The organism is Brachybacterium rhamnosum (assembly GCF_039526185.1).
GTDB classification, from domain to species: Bacteria; Actinomycetota; Actinomycetes; order Actinomycetales; family Dermabacteraceae; genus Brachybacterium; species Brachybacterium rhamnosum.
Genome location: NZ_BAAAIS010000003.1, coordinates 114,967 through 128,369 on the forward strand (window position 1 = coordinate 114,967; position 13,403 = coordinate 128,369).

The window sequence follows — 13,403 nt, forward strand, 5'->3', positions numbered from 1 at the left end:
CTAGTGACCGGCCCGCGCACGACGGGGGTCCGAAGGTCCCGACGACGCCGGGATGGGACCAATCCCATCCCCGCCGGCCGCCCGGGGGTGCCGGGAGCGTCCGCGCACGCGGCGGTGCTCAGGCGTCGGTCCAGCGGAACCAGCGGACGACGGCCGCGGTGCCGCCCACGGCCCACGCGAGGAGCACGACGACCGAGCCGATCGAGAACGGGCCGTGGGCGAGGCACGCGCGCAGCAGCTCGCCGAGAGCGCCGGAGGGCAGCAGGTCGACGATCCCTCCGAGGAACCGCGGGTACCGGGTGACGGGGACGGCGATCCCGGCGACCACGAACAGCACGAAGACGAGGTTCGAGGCGGCGAGGACGCCCTCGGTTCGCAGGCGCCCCGCGAGCAGCAGGCCCAGGGCGCCGAAGGCGATCGTGCCGAGCGCCCAAACGGGCACCGCGGCGAGCAGGCCGCCGATCCCCGGGCGCCAGCCCATGACGAGCGCGATCGTGCCGAGCACGAGCACCTGGAGCACGTGCACGAGGAGCGTCGCGAGGATCTTCCCGGCGAGATAGCCGTCCCGCCCCAACGGCGTCGTCGCGACCCAGCGCAGGACCCCGTTGCGGCGGTCGAAGCCGGTCTGGATGGCCTGCGAGGTGAAGGCCGTCGAGACGAGGGCGGTCGCGAGGGTCGCGGCGATCGCGGTGTCGATCGGGGCGGCGCCGTCGATGCGGCCCACGGGCAGCAGCCGCAGGCCGACGAGCACCATCGCGGGCAGGGCCAGCGCCACCATGAGCTGCTCGCCGTTGGTGAGCAGGGTGCGGGCCTCGAGCGCGGCGTGGGCGAGGATGCGCCGGCCGCGCGGAGCGGGGGTGGCCCCGTCGGCGGGGACGGGGGAACCGGGATCGAGGGCGGGGTCGAGAGTGCGGTCGGGCGTGCTCATCGGGTGGTCTCCTGCTCGGGCTCGGCCTGCGCCATGAGGTCCAGCAGCACGGCCTCGAGATCGGCCGCCCCGCCCGCCGTGATCCGCAGCCGGGCGCCGTGACGCTCGGCCGCGGCGCGGAGGTCGTCCTCGAGGGCGTCCCGTCGGGCCGGGTCGACCGCGTCGATGCGGGCGCTGAGGGACTGCGCGCCCGCACGGTCCCGGTGCGAGGCGATGACCTCCTCGACGGTGCCGGAGGCGACGGTGCGTCCCCGGGCGATCACGTGGACCTCGTCGGCCAGGCCCACCACGTCCTCCATGAGGTGCGTGGTGAGCACGACCGCCGTGCCCTTGCGCGCGAGGCCGCGCACGAGGGTGCGCACGCGCCGCCGGATCGCCGGGTCCATGCCGGCGGTGGGCTCGTCGAGGAAGACCAGCTCGGGGCGGCCGATGATCGCGAGCGCGAGGCCGAGGCGCTGGCGCTGGCCGCCCGAGAGCCGCCGCACGAGGGTGCGGGCGAACCCGTCGGGCCCGGTGATGCCGAGGTACTCGGCGATCTCGTCGACGTCGAGCGGGTGGGTGTGCATCGCGGCGCCGTAGCGCAGCAGCTGCAGGGCCGTCGCCCCGGAAGTGAGGCCGCCGTCCTGGATCATGACCCCGACCCGGGCGCGGTGCTCCGGGGAGGCGCGCCAGGGGTCCGCGCCGAGCACGCGGACGCTCCCGCCGCCGGGGCGGAGCAGTCCGGTCGCGCAGGAGATCGCGGTGGTCTTGCCGGCGCCGTTGGGGCCCAGCAGGGCGGTGACGGCGCCGCGCCGCGCGGTGAGCTGGAGGCCGTCGAGGGCGCGGACCTCGCCGAAGGAGACGGCGAGGGACTCGGCGACGAGGGCGGGGGAGTGGTCTTCCATGGCGGCGCCCATGCTAGGCCCCCGTCCCCGGGAGCCGCCTCGACGTCCCGGGCGTCGCTCAGCGCCCCCGGACGACCAGCGGCGTGTGCGCGGGATCGACGACCTCCGCGGCGAGCGGCGGCTGCGGGGCGGTGCCGCCGGGGCCCCAGGTGTCGGTCGGGAAACGGTCGCGGTCGTGGGGGTCGATCAGCGGCGCCGGGTCCGGGCCGAGCGGCACCACGCGGGTGGGGTTGATGTCCGTCTGGACCGCGTAGTAGTGCTCCTTGATGTGCTCGACGTCGATCGTGTCGCCGAAGCCCGGGGTCTGGAAGAGGTCCTTCGTGTAGTTCCAGAGGTTCGGCATCGTGAACAGCGGCTGCCGGTTGGCCTTGAAGTGGGAGTAGTAGACGAGGTCGAAGCGCACGAGGGTCGGGAAGAGGCGCACATCCGCCTCGGTGATCGCGGGGCCCATGAGGTAGCGGCTGCGGGAGAGGCGGTCCTCGAGCTCGTCGAGCGCCGCCCAGAGCTCCCGGTACTCGCGCTCGTAGTCCGACTGCGTGCCGGCGAAGCCGACCTTGTAGACGCCGTTGTTGACGCGGTGCAGCATCCAGCGGTTCAGCTCGTCGATCTCGCCGCGCCGCTCCTCGGGGTAGAGGTCCGGGGCGCCCTCGCGCTGGAGCGCGGTCCACTGGGTCGCCAGGTCGAGGGTGATCTGCTGGAAGTCGTTGGTGACGACGGCGCGGGTGGGGACGTCGACCATGGCCGGGACGGTGATGCCGCGCGGGTAGTCGGGATAGCGGGCGAAGTAGGCCTGCTGGAGCCGCTCGTAGCCGAGTACCGGGTCCACCCCGCCCTCGTCGAGGTCGAAGGTCCACGAGCGCTTGTCATGGGTGGGGCCGGCGATCGCGAGGGAGATCGCGTCCTCGAGGCCCAGCAGGCGGCGCGAGATGATCGTGCGGTTCGCCCAGGGGCAGGCCCGGGAGACGGCGAGGCGGTAGCGGCCGGCCTCGACGGGCCAGCCGTCGCGCGCATCGACGGTGATGCGGTCGGGGATGTAGGTCATGTCGCGGTCGAAGGGCTTCCCGGCGTGGACGTAGCTGCCCGTCTGGTCGTTCGCGTCGGACGTGCTCATGAGGTCTCCTCGGTGCAGGGTCATCGCTTGGACCCGGCCAGAATAGTTGAAAACCGTACGATCGGTCGAGGGTATCGACCCCCTCGATCGTCCCGCAGGTGACGCTTCTCATGGGGTGGTCCGGGGTCGACAATATGCAAGCTGGACATTGTAAAATCTTGGACCGATGATGGTCCCGGGACCTGTGGCACCGACCGCGCGTCCCCGTCATCGCGAGGCCCGTCGTCACGGGACCCGAACGCACCGGAAGGAGGGGCGCATGAGCACGAGCGCCGGCACCGTCGACAGCACGGGCACCGGAGCCCCGCCCGCCGCAGGAGCTCCCGGCGACATCCCCGGCGAACCCGCTCGGGGCGCCGAGCACCGCGACACCCGCGAGCGGCTCATCGAGACGATCTCCGCCCACGGACCGATCACCGCCCGGCAGCTCGCCGAGCGGTTCGGGCTCACGAGCGCCGCCGTCCGGCGTCACCTCGCGGCCCTCGAGGCCGACGGCGTCATCGCCGAGCACGAGATCATCGTGGCCCACCGCGGCCGCGGCCGGCCCAGCAAGGCCTTCGTGCTCTCGCAGTCCGCGCACGAGGCCCTCCCGGGCGGCTACGACGAGCTCGCCGTCCTCGCCCTCCAGGAGATCTCCGCCCTGGGCGGCGACGAGGCGGTGGCCCGCCTCGCGGACCGCCGCGTGGAGGACTGGGAGCGCGAGGTCGCCCGCCGCACCACCGAGCGCGAGGCGGCAGGGGAGCACGTCTCCCTCGCCCGCAAGCTCGAGCTCCTGGCCGAGCTCCTCACCGAGCGCGGCTACGCCACGACCGTGCGCCCCCTGAACGTCCCCCTCCCCGCCGCCGGTGCGCGATCCGGCACGGGGACGCGTACGCTCGTCACGGCGCAGCTCTGCCATGGTCACTGCCCCGTCCTCGACGTGGCCGCGGACCATCCGGAGCTGTGCGAGGCCGAGACCCGCATCATCGCGCGCATCATCGGAGCACCCGTCCAGCGCCTGGCGACCCTCGCCCAGGGCGCCCACGTGTGCACGACCCACATTCCGCTCACCGAGGGAAGGACACCATGACGAGCGCACCAGAGCAGCTCAGCCAGGACGAGATCATCGACTCCATCGGCAACTACGCCTTTGGCTGGCACGACGAGGACACGGCCGGCGCGAGCGCCCGCCGCGGTCTGGACGAGGACGTCGTCCGCGACATCTCCCGCCGCAAGGACGAGCCCGAGTGGATGCTCGAGCGTCGCCTCAAGGCCCTCGGCATCTTCGACAAGAAGCCGATGCCCACCTGGGGCCCCGATCTCTCCGGGATCGACTTCGACACCATCAAGTACTTCGTCCGCTCCACCGAGGGCCAGGCCTCCAGCTGGGAGGAGCTCCCGGCGGACATCCGCGAGACCTACGACCGCCTCGGCATCCCCGAGGCGGAGAAGCAGCGCCTCGTGGCCGGCGTCGCCGCCCAGTACGAGTCCGAGGTCGTCTATCACCAGATCCGTGAGGACCTCGAGGAGCAGGGCGTCATCTTCGTGGACACCGACACGGGTCTGCGCGACTACCCCGAGCTCTTCGAGGAGTACTTCGGCACGGTCATCCCCTCGGGTGACAACAAGTTCTCCGCGCTGAACACCGCGGTGTGGTCCGGCGGGTCCTTCGTGTACGTCCCCCCGGGCGTCCACGTCGAGATCCCGCTCCAGGCCTACTTCCGCATCAACACCGAGAACATGGGCCAGTTCGAGCGGACCCTGATCATCGCCGACGAGGGCTCCTACGTGCACTACGTCGAGGGTTGCACGGCGCCGATCTACAAGTCGGACTCGCTGCACAGCGCCGTCGTCGAGATCGTCGTGAAGAAGGACGCCCGCGTCCGCTACACGACGATCCAGAACTGGTCGAACAACGTGTACAACCTGGTCACCAAGCGCACCACGGTGGAGCAGGGCGGCACCATGGAGTGGGTCGACGGCAACATCGGCTCCAAGGTCACCATGAAGTACCCGGCCGTGTGGCTGATGGGCGAGCACGCCCGCGGCGAGACGCTGTCGATCGCCTTCGCCGGCGAGAACCAGCACCAGGACACCGGCTCGAAGATGGTGCACATGGCGCCGCACACCTCGAGCTCGATCGTCTCGAAGTCGGTCTCCCGGGCCGGCGGCCGGACCTCCTACCGTGGCCTCGTGCAGGTCATGCCCGGGGCGGAGCACTCCGCCTCGACCGTGCTGTGCGACGCGCTGCTCGTGGACACGGTCTCCCGCACCGACACCTACCCCTACGTCGACGTGCGCGTCGACGACGTCCAGATGGGCCACGAGGCGACCGTCTCGAAGGTCTCCGAGGAGCAGCTCTTCTACCTGATGAGCCGCGGCATGGAGGAGACCGAGGCCATGGCGATGATCGTGCGCGGCTTCATCGAGCCCATCGCGCGCGAGCTCCCCATGGAGTACGCCCTCGAGCTGAACCGCCTGATCGAGCTGCAGATGGAAGGAGCAGTCGGTTGATGACCACGTCCACCACGGAGGGCACCGAGACCACCCAGGAGCGCTCGGACGGCGAGATCGTCGGCGGGGCCGCCGGCGCCGCCCCGGTCGCGGCCCGTGCGACGATCGACGGCCTCGCGCCCGTCGCCCCGCAGCTGGAGGACGAGCGGCTCACGCTGCCCGCCGACGGCCCCGCGAAGCACGCGGCCACGAGCCGTGCGGCGCGGCAGCGCTCCTTCGAGCTCGGTGACCACCCGGTGCCGACCTCGAAGATCGAGGAGTGGCGCTTCACCCCGCTGCGCCGCTTCACGTCACTGTTCCAGGACGACGCGACCGAGGACGGCGCGGTCGACCACGCGGTGACCGTCCCCGAGGGCGCGCCCGAGGCCTCGACCCTCGCGATCGGCGAGGCGCCCCGCGGCACCGCGCTCGTGCCCGAGGACCTCACCGCGGCGATCGCCTCCGCCCGCACGGCGCAGGCGCTGCACCTGGTCGCGCCCCGCAACGCGGAGCTCGCCGAGCCCTTCCGCGTCGAGATCACCGGGCGCGGGGCGGACCGCCGCGCGAACGGGCACCTCGTGCTCGAGACCGAGGAGTCGTCTACGGCGACCTTCGTGCTCAACCACACCGGCTCCGCGCAGTACGCGCAGAACGTGGAGATGATCGTCGGCGACAACTCGCGGATGACCGTCATCGCCCTGCAGGACTGGGACGACGACGCTCTGCACATCTCCACGCACCACGCCAAGCTCGGTCGGGACGCGAAGCTCAAGCACATCGTCGTCTCGCTCGGCGGCAGCGCCGTGCGCGTCAACGCGATCGGCGAGTTCTCCGCGCCCGGCGCCGAGCTCGAGAACACCGGGCTCTACTTCGCGGACGAGAACCAGTTCCTCGAGCACCGTCTCTTCGTGGACCACGCCGCCCCGAACTGCACCTCCGACGTCGCCTACAAGGGCGCGCTGCAGGGGCAGAAGGCCCGCTCCGTGTGGGTGGGCGACGTCCTCATCCGCAAGGAGGCCGAGGGCACCAGCACCTACGAGCTGAACCGCAACCTCGTGCTCACCGAGGGCGCGCGCGCCGACTCCGTCCCCAACCTGGAGATCGAGACGGGCGAGATCGAGGGCGCCGGCCACGCCGCCGCCACCGGGCGCTTCGACGACGAGCAGCTGTTCTACCTCCGCGCCCGCGGCATCCCCGAGAAGGAGGCCCGCCGCCTGGTGGTGCGCGGCTTCTTCGCGGAGCTCATCCAGAAGATCGACGTGCCGGAGATCCGCGAGCACCTCTTCGAGTCCATCGAGGCGGAGCTCACCCGGAGCATGAACTGATGCAGGACGTCTCCGACCGCTTCGTGCAGGTCGCCCGGCTCGAGGACCTCGCGCCGGGCACCGCGCTCGACGTCGTCGCAGGAGGGCTCGAGATCGCCCTCGTGCGCGACGAGGCCGGAGGCGTCCACGCCCTCGAGGACCGCTGCTCGCACGACGAGATCGCGCTGAGCGACGGCGACGTCGAGGGCTGCACCATCGAGTGCTGGAAGCACGGGAGCCAGTTCGATCTGAACACCGGCCGCCCGCTCCAGCTCCCCGCCGTCCGCCCCGTCCGGGTGCTGCCCGTGCGTATCGACGAGGCCGCCGGGACGATCCACGTCGATCCCGCCGGCGACGCCTCCCACCCCTGAACACTTCCACCGTCCCGCGAGGGATACCGGTCAAGGAGAAACCCACCATGTCTGTCCTGGAGATCACGAACCTCCACGCCACCGTCGACACCCCCGAGGGGACCAAGGAGATCCTCAAGGGCGTCGACCTCACCATCCGCGGCGGCGAGACGCACGCGATCATGGGCCCCAACGGCTCGGGCAAGTCGACCCTCGCCTACGCGCTGGCCGGCCACCCCAAGTACCAGATCACCGAGGGCTCGGTGACCCTGGACGGCGAGGACGTCCTCGAGATGAGCGTCGACGAGCGCGCCCGCGCCGGCGTGTTCCTCGCGATGCAGTACCCCGTCGAGGTCCCCGGCGTCACCGTCTCGAACTTCCTGCGCACCGCCAAGACCGCGGTGGACGGCGAGGCCCCCTCGCTGCGCACCTGGGTCAAGGACGTCAAGGGCGCCATGGACGACCTCCGCATGGACCCCGTCTTCGCCGAGCGCAACGTCAACGAGGGCTTCTCCGGCGGCGAGAAGAAGCGCCACGAGATCCTGCAGATGCAGCTGCTCAAGCCCTCCATCGCGATCCTCGACGAGACCGACTCCGGCCTCGACGTCGACGCCCTGCGCATCGTCTCCGAGGGCGTGAACCGCGCCAAGGAGAACACCGAGGTGGGCATCATGCTCATCACGCACTACACGCGCATCCTCAACTACGTGAAGCCCGACTTCGTGCACGTCTTCGTCAACGGCCGGATCGCCGAGCAGGGCGGCCCGGAGCTCGCCGAGCGCCTCGAGAACGAGGGCTACGACCGCTTCCTCGCGGCCGCGAACTGACCCTCCCGCCCCTCACCAGGAGGACACCATGACCGACCAGCTCCCGACGGCGACCGTGACCGTCGAGCAGGTGACCGAGGCGCTCAAGGACGTCATCGATCCCGAGCTCGGCATCAACGTCGTCGACCTGGGCCTCGTCTACGGGGTCACCGTCGAGGACGGCAACGCCGTGATCGACATGACCCTGACCTCGGCCGCGTGCCCGCTCACGGATCTGCTCGAGGAGCAGACCTTCGCGGCGCTCGATCCGATCACCGAGACCCACCGCATCAACTGGGTGTGGATGCCCCCGTGGGGTATGGAGAAGATCACCGAGGACGGCCGCGAGCAGCTGCGCGCGATCGGCTTCAACCTCTGATCGACCTCGCCCCGGACCCCCTGCCCCGCCTCGTGCGGGACAGGGGGTCCGGTCTGTGCGGGGGTCGAGCGACGTGTGCTTCCGCGGATGGGAAGCAGGCGTCGTCCGGCCGTTCGTGCAGCGCCGGGGTGCCGGCCGGACGGGGTCAGGCGAGGACGGTCGCGGGGTCGGTGACGTCGAGGTCGTGCGCCTCGCCGGTGCCCTCGTGCGTGAGCACACCCTCGTGGGTGTGCAGGCCCGCGGCGAGGGCGGCGTCGGCGCGCAGCGCGACCTGCCAGCCCTGGCCGGCGAGGCGCAGCACGTAGGGGAGCGTCGCGTTGGTGAGCGCCGCCGTCGCCGTGACGGGCACCGAGCCGGGCATGTTCGCGACGCAGTAGTAGATCGCGTCGTGCACCGTGAAGGTCGGGTCCGCATGGGTGGTGGGGCGGGAGTTCTCGAAGCAGCCGCCCTGGTCGATCGCGACATCGACGAGCACGGAGCCGGGCTTCATCGAGGCGACCATCTCGTCGGTCACGAGTTTCGGGGCGCGCTTGCCGGGGATCAGCACCGAGCCGATGACGACGTCGGACTCCGCGACCTGAGCCGCGACGTCGAGGGTCGTCGAGTAGCGGGTGAGGATCCCGCCGTCGTGGGTGGTCGCGATCTGGGAGAGCCGCGGGACGTTCACATCCATCACGGTGACCTGCGCGTGCAGGCCCAGCGCCATCATCGCCGCCTGCTCGCCGACGACCCCGCCGCCCAGCACCGTCACCTTCGCCTCGGAGGTGCCGGGCACGCCGCCCATGAGCACGCCGGAGCCGCCGAGCGGTGCCATCAGGTGGTAGGCGGCGACCTGGGTCGCGAGGCGGCCTGCGATCGCGCTCATCGGGGCGAGCAGCGGCAGCGAGCGGTCCGGCAGCTGCACCGTCTCGTAGGCGATCGCGGTCGCGCCCGAGTCGATCAGGGCATCGGTCAGGGCGCGGTCCGCGGCGAGGTGCAGGTAGGTGAACAGCACGAGCCCGCGCCGCAGGCGGTGGTACTCGGCCGGCAGCGGCTCCTTGACCTTGACGACCATCTCGGCGCGGGACCAGACCTCGTCCGCCTCGGTCACGAGGACCGCTCCGGCGGCCGCGTACTCCTCGTCGGTGATCCGGGCGCCGACGCCCGCGCCGGCCTCGACGAGCACCTCGTGGCCGCGCGCCACGAGCTCGTGGACGCCGGCGGCCGTGAGACCCACCCGGTTCTCGTTGTCCTTGATCTCCCGGGGGATGCCGATGCGCATGGGAAGCTCCTCGTCCTTCGCTCGTCGCGTGGCCCGGCCTCCTTGCCGGACCGGCACCAGCTTCGCATCGAGGGTGCCCGCCGCGGGCAGGAACGGCGCACCCCGTCGCCCGCCGAGACCGTGCTGTGATCCGGCGCCCCGGGGGAGGCGACGGCGCCGCCGTGTGGCGCTGGGCACCGCGGGCGATATGCGCGGGACCTCCCGCCGCCCGCGGACCTAGACTTCACGGGGCCGTCCGGCCCCCTGACCGTCCCTCCTGAGGAGCTCCTTCCGTGATCACCGTGCACGACCTCGCCATCCGGGTGGGCGCCCGCCTCCTCATGAGCGACGTCAGCTTCCAGGTGACCGCCGGGGACCGGGTGGGCCTCGTGGGCCGCAACGGCGCCGGCAAGACGACCCTCACCAAGGTGCTCTCGGGGACCCTCGCGCCCACCGAGGGCAGCGTCGAGATCACCGGCGAGCTCGGCTACCTGCCCCAGGACACGCACACGGGCGAGGACACGGAGCTGGTGCTCGCGCGGATCCTCTCCGCGCGCGGCCTCGACGACATCTTCGCCCGCCTGCGGAAGGCGGAGCACGAGATGGGCGACATGGACCTCAGCGAGGCCAAGCGGATGAAGGCGATGGACCGCTACCCGCGCCTCGAGGCGGAGCTCGACTCCCGCGGCGGCTACGCGGCGGAGGCCGAGGCGAAGCGCATGGCGGCGAACCTCGGCCTGCCCAGCCGGATCCTCGAGCAGGAGCTCGGCACGCTCTCCGGCGGCCAGCGCCGCCGCGTCGAGCTCGCCCGGATCCTGTTCTCGCAGGCGGACACGATGATCCTCGACGAGCCCACCAACCACCTCGACGCGGACTCCGTGATCTGGCTGCGGGAGTACCTGCTGACGTACCGCGGCGGGCTCATCGTCATCTCCCACGACGTGCAGCTCGTCGAGCAGGTCGTCAACAAGGTGTTCTACCTCGACGCGAACCGCCAGCAGATCGACATCTACAACATGGGCTGGAAGAACTACCTGCGCCAGCGCGAGGACGACGAGAAGCGCCGCAAGCGCGAGCGCCAGAACGCGGAGAAGAAGGCCGGCGCGCTCACCGCCCAGGCGGAGAAGATGCGCGCGAAGGCCACCAAGGCCGTCGCCGCACAGAACATGCTCAAGCGCGCCGAGCGGATGCTCGACGGCGTCGAGGGGGAGCGGCAGAAGGACCGCGTCGCCTCCCTGCGCTTCCCCAAGCCCGCCCCCTGCGGGAAGACGCCGCTCATGGCGGAGGACCTCTCGAAGTCCTACGGCAGCCTCGAGATCTTCACCGGCGTGGACCTCGCGATCGACCGCGGCTCGCGCGTGGTCATCCTCGGCTTCAACGGCGCCGGCAAGACGACCCTGCTGCGGATCCTCGCGGGAGTGGACCAGCCGGACACGGGCGGGATCATCCCCGGTCACGGGCTCCGCGTGGGCTACTACGCGCAGGAGCACGAGACCCTCGACGGGGAGCGCACGGTGCTGGAGAACATGATGACGGCCTCCCTCGACCTGCCCGAGGTCGAGGCGCGGAAGATCCTGGGCTCCTTCCTCTTCACGGGCGACGACGTGCACAAGCCGGCGAAGGTGCTCTCCGGCGGCGAGAAGACCCGCCTGGCGCTCGCGACCCTCGTCGTCTCGAGCGCGAACGTGCTCCTGCTCGACGAGCCGACGAACAACCTCGACCCGGCGAGCCGCGAGGAGATCCTCGGCGCCCTCGCCGCCTTCGAGGGCGCCGTGGTCCTCGTCTCGCACGACCCGGGCGCCGTGCAGGCGCTGTCCCCGGAGCGCGTGCTGCTCATGCCCGACGCCGTCGAGGACCTCTGGAACGCCTCCTACGAGGAGCTCATCCAGCTCGCCTGAGACCGCCCTCGCCGACGGCGGGATCCGATGATCCCCGCTGTCCCTCGAGGGTCAGCGGATAAGCGCTGTTCCGCGGTCGCCGGCTGGTAGCGTCCGGACCATGCTCGTCATCGCCCTCTCCCCGCCGCGCGGGCACCGCGGTCCCGACCCGCTGCCCGCCCTCCAGGAGGCGCTCGCCCCGCTGGACCTGCGCCGGCCCCCGGAGCGGACGGTCGGCAGCGCCGCGATCGCCCTCGCGGACCGCGCGGAGACGGCCGTGGACGCCGTGCGGATCGCCGCCGAGACGGGCGCCTGGGAGGTCGGCCTCGGCGTCGGCCCCGTCGAGCAGCCGCTCCCCGCGGAGACCCGCGCGGCCGGAGGGCCGGGCGTCGCCGCCGCGACCCTCGCGCTGCGCGCCTCCCGCACGACCGGCCAGGTGCCCCTGTCCGTGCGCGCCTCCGACCCCCGCCACGAGGCGACCGCCGCCGACGCCGAGGCGGTCCTCCGCCTCGTCGGCTGGATGATCGCGACCCGCAACCGGGGCCAGTGGCGCGCCGTGCACGCGCTGCGCGAGCACCCGGGGGCGACCCAGCGCGAGCTCGCCGCCCTCCTCGGCATCACCCAGCAGACGGTCTCGCGGGCCGTGAAGACGAGCGGCTGGCGCGAGGAGAGCGCCGCCGTGCCGCTCGTCGTGCGCCTGCTGTCCATGATCGAGCTCACGTCGAGGCCCTGACCGTCGCGGCGTGCGCGGGGGAGCGGCGCCGCGGCACGCTATCCTGAGTCGCGCGCGAGCCGCGGATGACCCGGCGGCGCCGACACTCATCCACATCGCCGCGGGGTCCCACGTGCCCGGCGGGAACCCGAGGAGACACATGGCGACGACGAACGACCTCAAGAACGGGATGGTCCTCAAGCAGGACAACGGCCTCTGGACCGTCACCGAGTTCCAGCACGTCAAGCCCGGCAAGGGCCCGGCCTTCGTGCGCACCAAGCTCAAGAACGTCCTGTCCGGCAAGACCGTGGACAAGACCTTCAACGCGGGTGTCAAGGTCGAGACCGCGACCGTCGACCGCCGCGACATGCAGTACTCGTACCTCGACGGCGAGCTGTATGTCTTCATGGACCCCAGCAACTGGGAGCAGACCAACGTCACCGCGGAGACCGTCGGCGACGCCAAGGACTTCATGCTCGAGGGACAGGACGTCATCATCGCCTTCCACGAGGGCGAGGCGCTGTTCGTCGAGCTCCCGGCCTCCGTGGTCCTCACGATCAGCTTCACCGAGCCGGGCCTGCAGGGCGACCGCTCCAATGGCGGCACCAAGCCCGCGACCCTCGAGACCGGCCGCGAGATCCAGGTCCCGCTGTTCCTCAACCAGGGGGACAAGGTCAAGGTCGACACCCGCTCCGGCAGCTACCTCGAGCGCGTGAAGTGACCGATTCCTCGGCGTCCTCCACCCCCTCGGCCCCGCGCAAGGGGCCGGGTCTGCCCCTGCCCGCACGGGACGGGGAGGAGATCGAGTTCGAGCGCACCCTCCCGGCCCGCACGGACCGGCTGCACACCCTGACCCGCCAGCGCATCCGTGCGCTCGACGTGCTCTTCGAGGCCGACGCCCGCCGCCTGCCCGTCCTCGAGGTGCTCGCGCAGCGTCTCCGGGTGACGGCCGCGCAGACCCCGGTCCCGGAGCGGGCCCGCGAGCTCGTCGAGGGGTACGCGGAGCACGCCGAGGAGGTCGACGACCAGCTCGAGACCCACTCGCGCGACTGGCCGCTGCACCGCATGCCCGCCGTGGACCGCGCGATCCTGCGCCTCGGCGCCGCGGAGGTGCTCTTCGACACCGAGGCGTCGGACCGCGGCCCCGTGATCGGCGAGTACACGAAGATCGCGGAGGCGCTGTCCACAGACGACTCGCCCCGCTTCGTCAACGGGCTCCTGCAGCGTCTGGTCGACGTGCGGGGCCTGCTGGGCTGAGCCCGCCCCGGCTCCGCGCCACGGCCCGCCGGCGCCGTCCCACGGGATGGGCGCCGGCGTGGCCCCGGCCGGGTCTCGCGTAG

General features: G+C 71.9%; 14 protein-coding genes. 10 read left to right on the top strand and 4 right to left on the bottom strand.

Features of this window, described 5'->3' with window-relative positions; all coding sequences use genetic code 11:
• Window positions 1-118: 118 nt before the first annotated feature.
• The 3 genes from ABD080_RS10615 to ABD080_RS10625 are packed head-to-tail and all read right to left on the bottom strand — an operon-like array spanning window position 119 to window position 2,923.
• On the bottom strand, window positions 119-928 hold the full coding sequence (locus tag ABD080_RS10615) for an ABC transporter permease (RefSeq protein WP_343904810.1): 810 nt from the start codon (window positions 926-928) through the stop codon (window positions 119-121).
• Entirely contained in the window at window positions 925-1,812 is an 888-nt protein-coding gene (locus ABD080_RS10620) for an ABC transporter ATP-binding protein (RefSeq protein ID WP_343904812.1), read from the bottom strand. Before ABD080_RS10620 ends, ABD080_RS10615 begins: the two co-directional genes overlap by 4 nt.
• 58 nt (window positions 1,813-1,870) lie before the next feature.
• The gene (locus ABD080_RS10625) at window positions 1,871-2,923 is read right to left on the bottom strand and encodes a glutathione S-transferase family protein (RefSeq protein WP_168198095.1); all 1,053 of its coding nucleotides are present in this window, start codon (window positions 2,921-2,923) and stop codon (window positions 1,871-1,873) included.
• A gap of 259 nt (window positions 2,924-3,182) precedes the next feature.
• On the opposite strand from ABD080_RS10625, the gene ABD080_RS10630 reads away from it, so the two are divergent.
• From ABD080_RS10630 to ABD080_RS10655, 6 genes are read left to right on the top strand one after another with little or no spacing between them, the layout of a single operon-like run.
• Window positions 3,183-3,992 carry a helix-turn-helix transcriptional regulator gene (locus ABD080_RS10630; protein ID WP_343904814.1) on the top strand — a complete coding sequence of 270 codons (810 nt, stop codon included), beginning with the start codon at window positions 3,183-3,185 and terminating at the stop codon, window positions 3,990-3,992.
• The gene (gene sufB, locus ABD080_RS10635; RefSeq protein WP_137770904.1) at window positions 3,989-5,416 is read left to right on the top strand and encodes a Fe-S cluster assembly protein SufB; all 1,428 of its coding nucleotides are present in this window, start codon (window positions 3,989-3,991) and stop codon (window positions 5,414-5,416) included. Before ABD080_RS10630 ends, sufB begins: the two co-directional genes overlap by 4 nt.
• The gene (sufD, locus tag ABD080_RS10640) at window positions 5,416-6,720 is read left to right on the top strand and encodes a Fe-S cluster assembly protein SufD (RefSeq protein WP_343904816.1); all 1,305 of its coding nucleotides are present in this window, start codon (window positions 5,416-5,418) and stop codon (window positions 6,718-6,720) included. The genes sufB and sufD overlap by 1 nt, the downstream gene beginning before the upstream one ends.
• Window positions 6,720-7,070, top strand: a complete 351-nt coding sequence (locus ABD080_RS10645; RefSeq protein WP_264449139.1) for a non-heme iron oxygenase ferredoxin subunit — start codon at window positions 6,720-6,722, stop codon at window positions 7,068-7,070. Before sufD ends, ABD080_RS10645 begins: the two co-directional genes overlap by 1 nt.
• Before the next feature lie 47 nt (window positions 7,071-7,117).
• Window positions 7,118-7,876: a Fe-S cluster assembly ATPase SufC gene (sufC, locus tag ABD080_RS10650; RefSeq protein WP_137770901.1), complete on the top strand. Its 759-nt coding sequence runs from the start codon at window positions 7,118-7,120 to the stop codon at window positions 7,874-7,876.
• A 28-nt stretch (window positions 7,877-7,904) separates the two neighbouring features.
• Window positions 7,905-8,234, top strand: coding sequence for a metal-sulfur cluster assembly factor (locus tag ABD080_RS10655; protein ID WP_137770900.1), 330 nt, complete (start codon window positions 7,905-7,907; stop codon window positions 8,232-8,234).
• Window positions 8,235-8,379: 145 nt separating this feature from the next.
• Here ABD080_RS10655 and ald read toward each other — a convergent pair whose 3' ends face one another.
• On the bottom strand, window positions 8,380-9,495 hold the full coding sequence (gene ald, locus ABD080_RS10660) for an alanine dehydrogenase (protein WP_137770899.1): 1,116 nt from the start codon (window positions 9,493-9,495) through the stop codon (window positions 8,380-8,382).
• Between the two features lie 272 nt (window positions 9,496-9,767).
• On the opposite strand from ald, the gene ABD080_RS10665 reads away from it, so the two are divergent.
• From ABD080_RS10665 to nusB, 4 genes are all read left to right on the top strand, one after another.
• Entirely contained in the window at window positions 9,768-11,372 is a 1,605-nt protein-coding gene (locus tag ABD080_RS10665) for an ABC-F family ATP-binding cassette domain-containing protein (RefSeq protein ID WP_137770898.1), read from the top strand.
• Between the two features lie 100 nt (window positions 11,373-11,472).
• Window positions 11,473-12,084 carry a MarR family transcriptional regulator gene (locus ABD080_RS10670; protein WP_343904820.1) on the top strand — a complete coding sequence of 204 codons (612 nt, stop codon included), beginning with the start codon at window positions 11,473-11,475 and terminating at the stop codon, window positions 12,082-12,084.
• A gap of 139 nt (window positions 12,085-12,223) precedes the next feature.
• The gene (gene efp, locus ABD080_RS10675; protein WP_137770896.1) at window positions 12,224-12,784 is read left to right on the top strand and encodes an elongation factor P; all 561 of its coding nucleotides are present in this window, start codon (window positions 12,224-12,226) and stop codon (window positions 12,782-12,784) included.
• Window positions 12,781-13,320: a transcription antitermination factor NusB gene (nusB, locus tag ABD080_RS10680; RefSeq protein WP_343904822.1), complete on the top strand. Its 540-nt coding sequence runs from the start codon at window positions 12,781-12,783 to the stop codon at window positions 13,318-13,320. The genes efp and nusB overlap by 4 nt, the downstream gene beginning before the upstream one ends.
• The last annotated feature ends 83 nt before the right edge of the window (window positions 13,321-13,403 follow it).

What these genes read in the sequence shown, in the direction of transcription:
- ABD080_RS10615 (WP_343904810.1), bottom strand. Translation starts at nt 928, where the DNA reads ATGAGCACGCCCGACCGCACTCTCGACCCCGCCCTCGATCCCGGTTCC.
- ABD080_RS10620 (WP_343904812.1), bottom strand. Translation starts at nt 1,812, where the DNA reads ATGGAAGACCACTCCCCCGCCCTCGTCGCCGAGTCCCTCGCCGTCTCC.
- ABD080_RS10625 (WP_168198095.1), bottom strand. Translation starts at nt 2,923, where the DNA reads ATGAGCACGTCCGACGCGAACGACCAGACGGGCAGCTACGTCCACGCC.
- ABD080_RS10630 (WP_343904814.1), top strand. Translation starts at nt 3,183, where the DNA reads ATGAGCACGAGCGCCGGCACCGTCGACAGCACGGGCACCGGAGCCCCG.
- sufB (WP_137770904.1), top strand. Translation starts at nt 3,989, where the DNA reads ATGACGAGCGCACCAGAGCAGCTCAGCCAGGACGAGATCATCGACTCC.
- sufD (WP_343904816.1), top strand. Translation starts at nt 5,416, where the DNA reads ATGACCACGTCCACCACGGAGGGCACCGAGACCACCCAGGAGCGCTCG.
- ABD080_RS10645 (WP_264449139.1), top strand. Translation starts at nt 6,720, where the DNA reads ATGCAGGACGTCTCCGACCGCTTCGTGCAGGTCGCCCGGCTCGAGGAC.
- sufC (WP_137770901.1), top strand. Translation starts at nt 7,118, where the DNA reads ATGTCTGTCCTGGAGATCACGAACCTCCACGCCACCGTCGACACCCCC.
- ABD080_RS10655 (WP_137770900.1), top strand. Translation starts at nt 7,905, where the DNA reads ATGACCGACCAGCTCCCGACGGCGACCGTGACCGTCGAGCAGGTGACC.
- ald (WP_137770899.1), bottom strand. Translation starts at nt 9,495, where the DNA reads ATGCGCATCGGCATCCCCCGGGAGATCAAGGACAACGAGAACCGGGTG.
- ABD080_RS10670 (WP_343904820.1), top strand. Translation starts at nt 11,473, where the DNA reads ATGCTCGTCATCGCCCTCTCCCCGCCGCGCGGGCACCGCGGTCCCGAC.
- efp (WP_137770896.1), top strand. Translation starts at nt 12,224, where the DNA reads ATGGCGACGACGAACGACCTCAAGAACGGGATGGTCCTCAAGCAGGAC.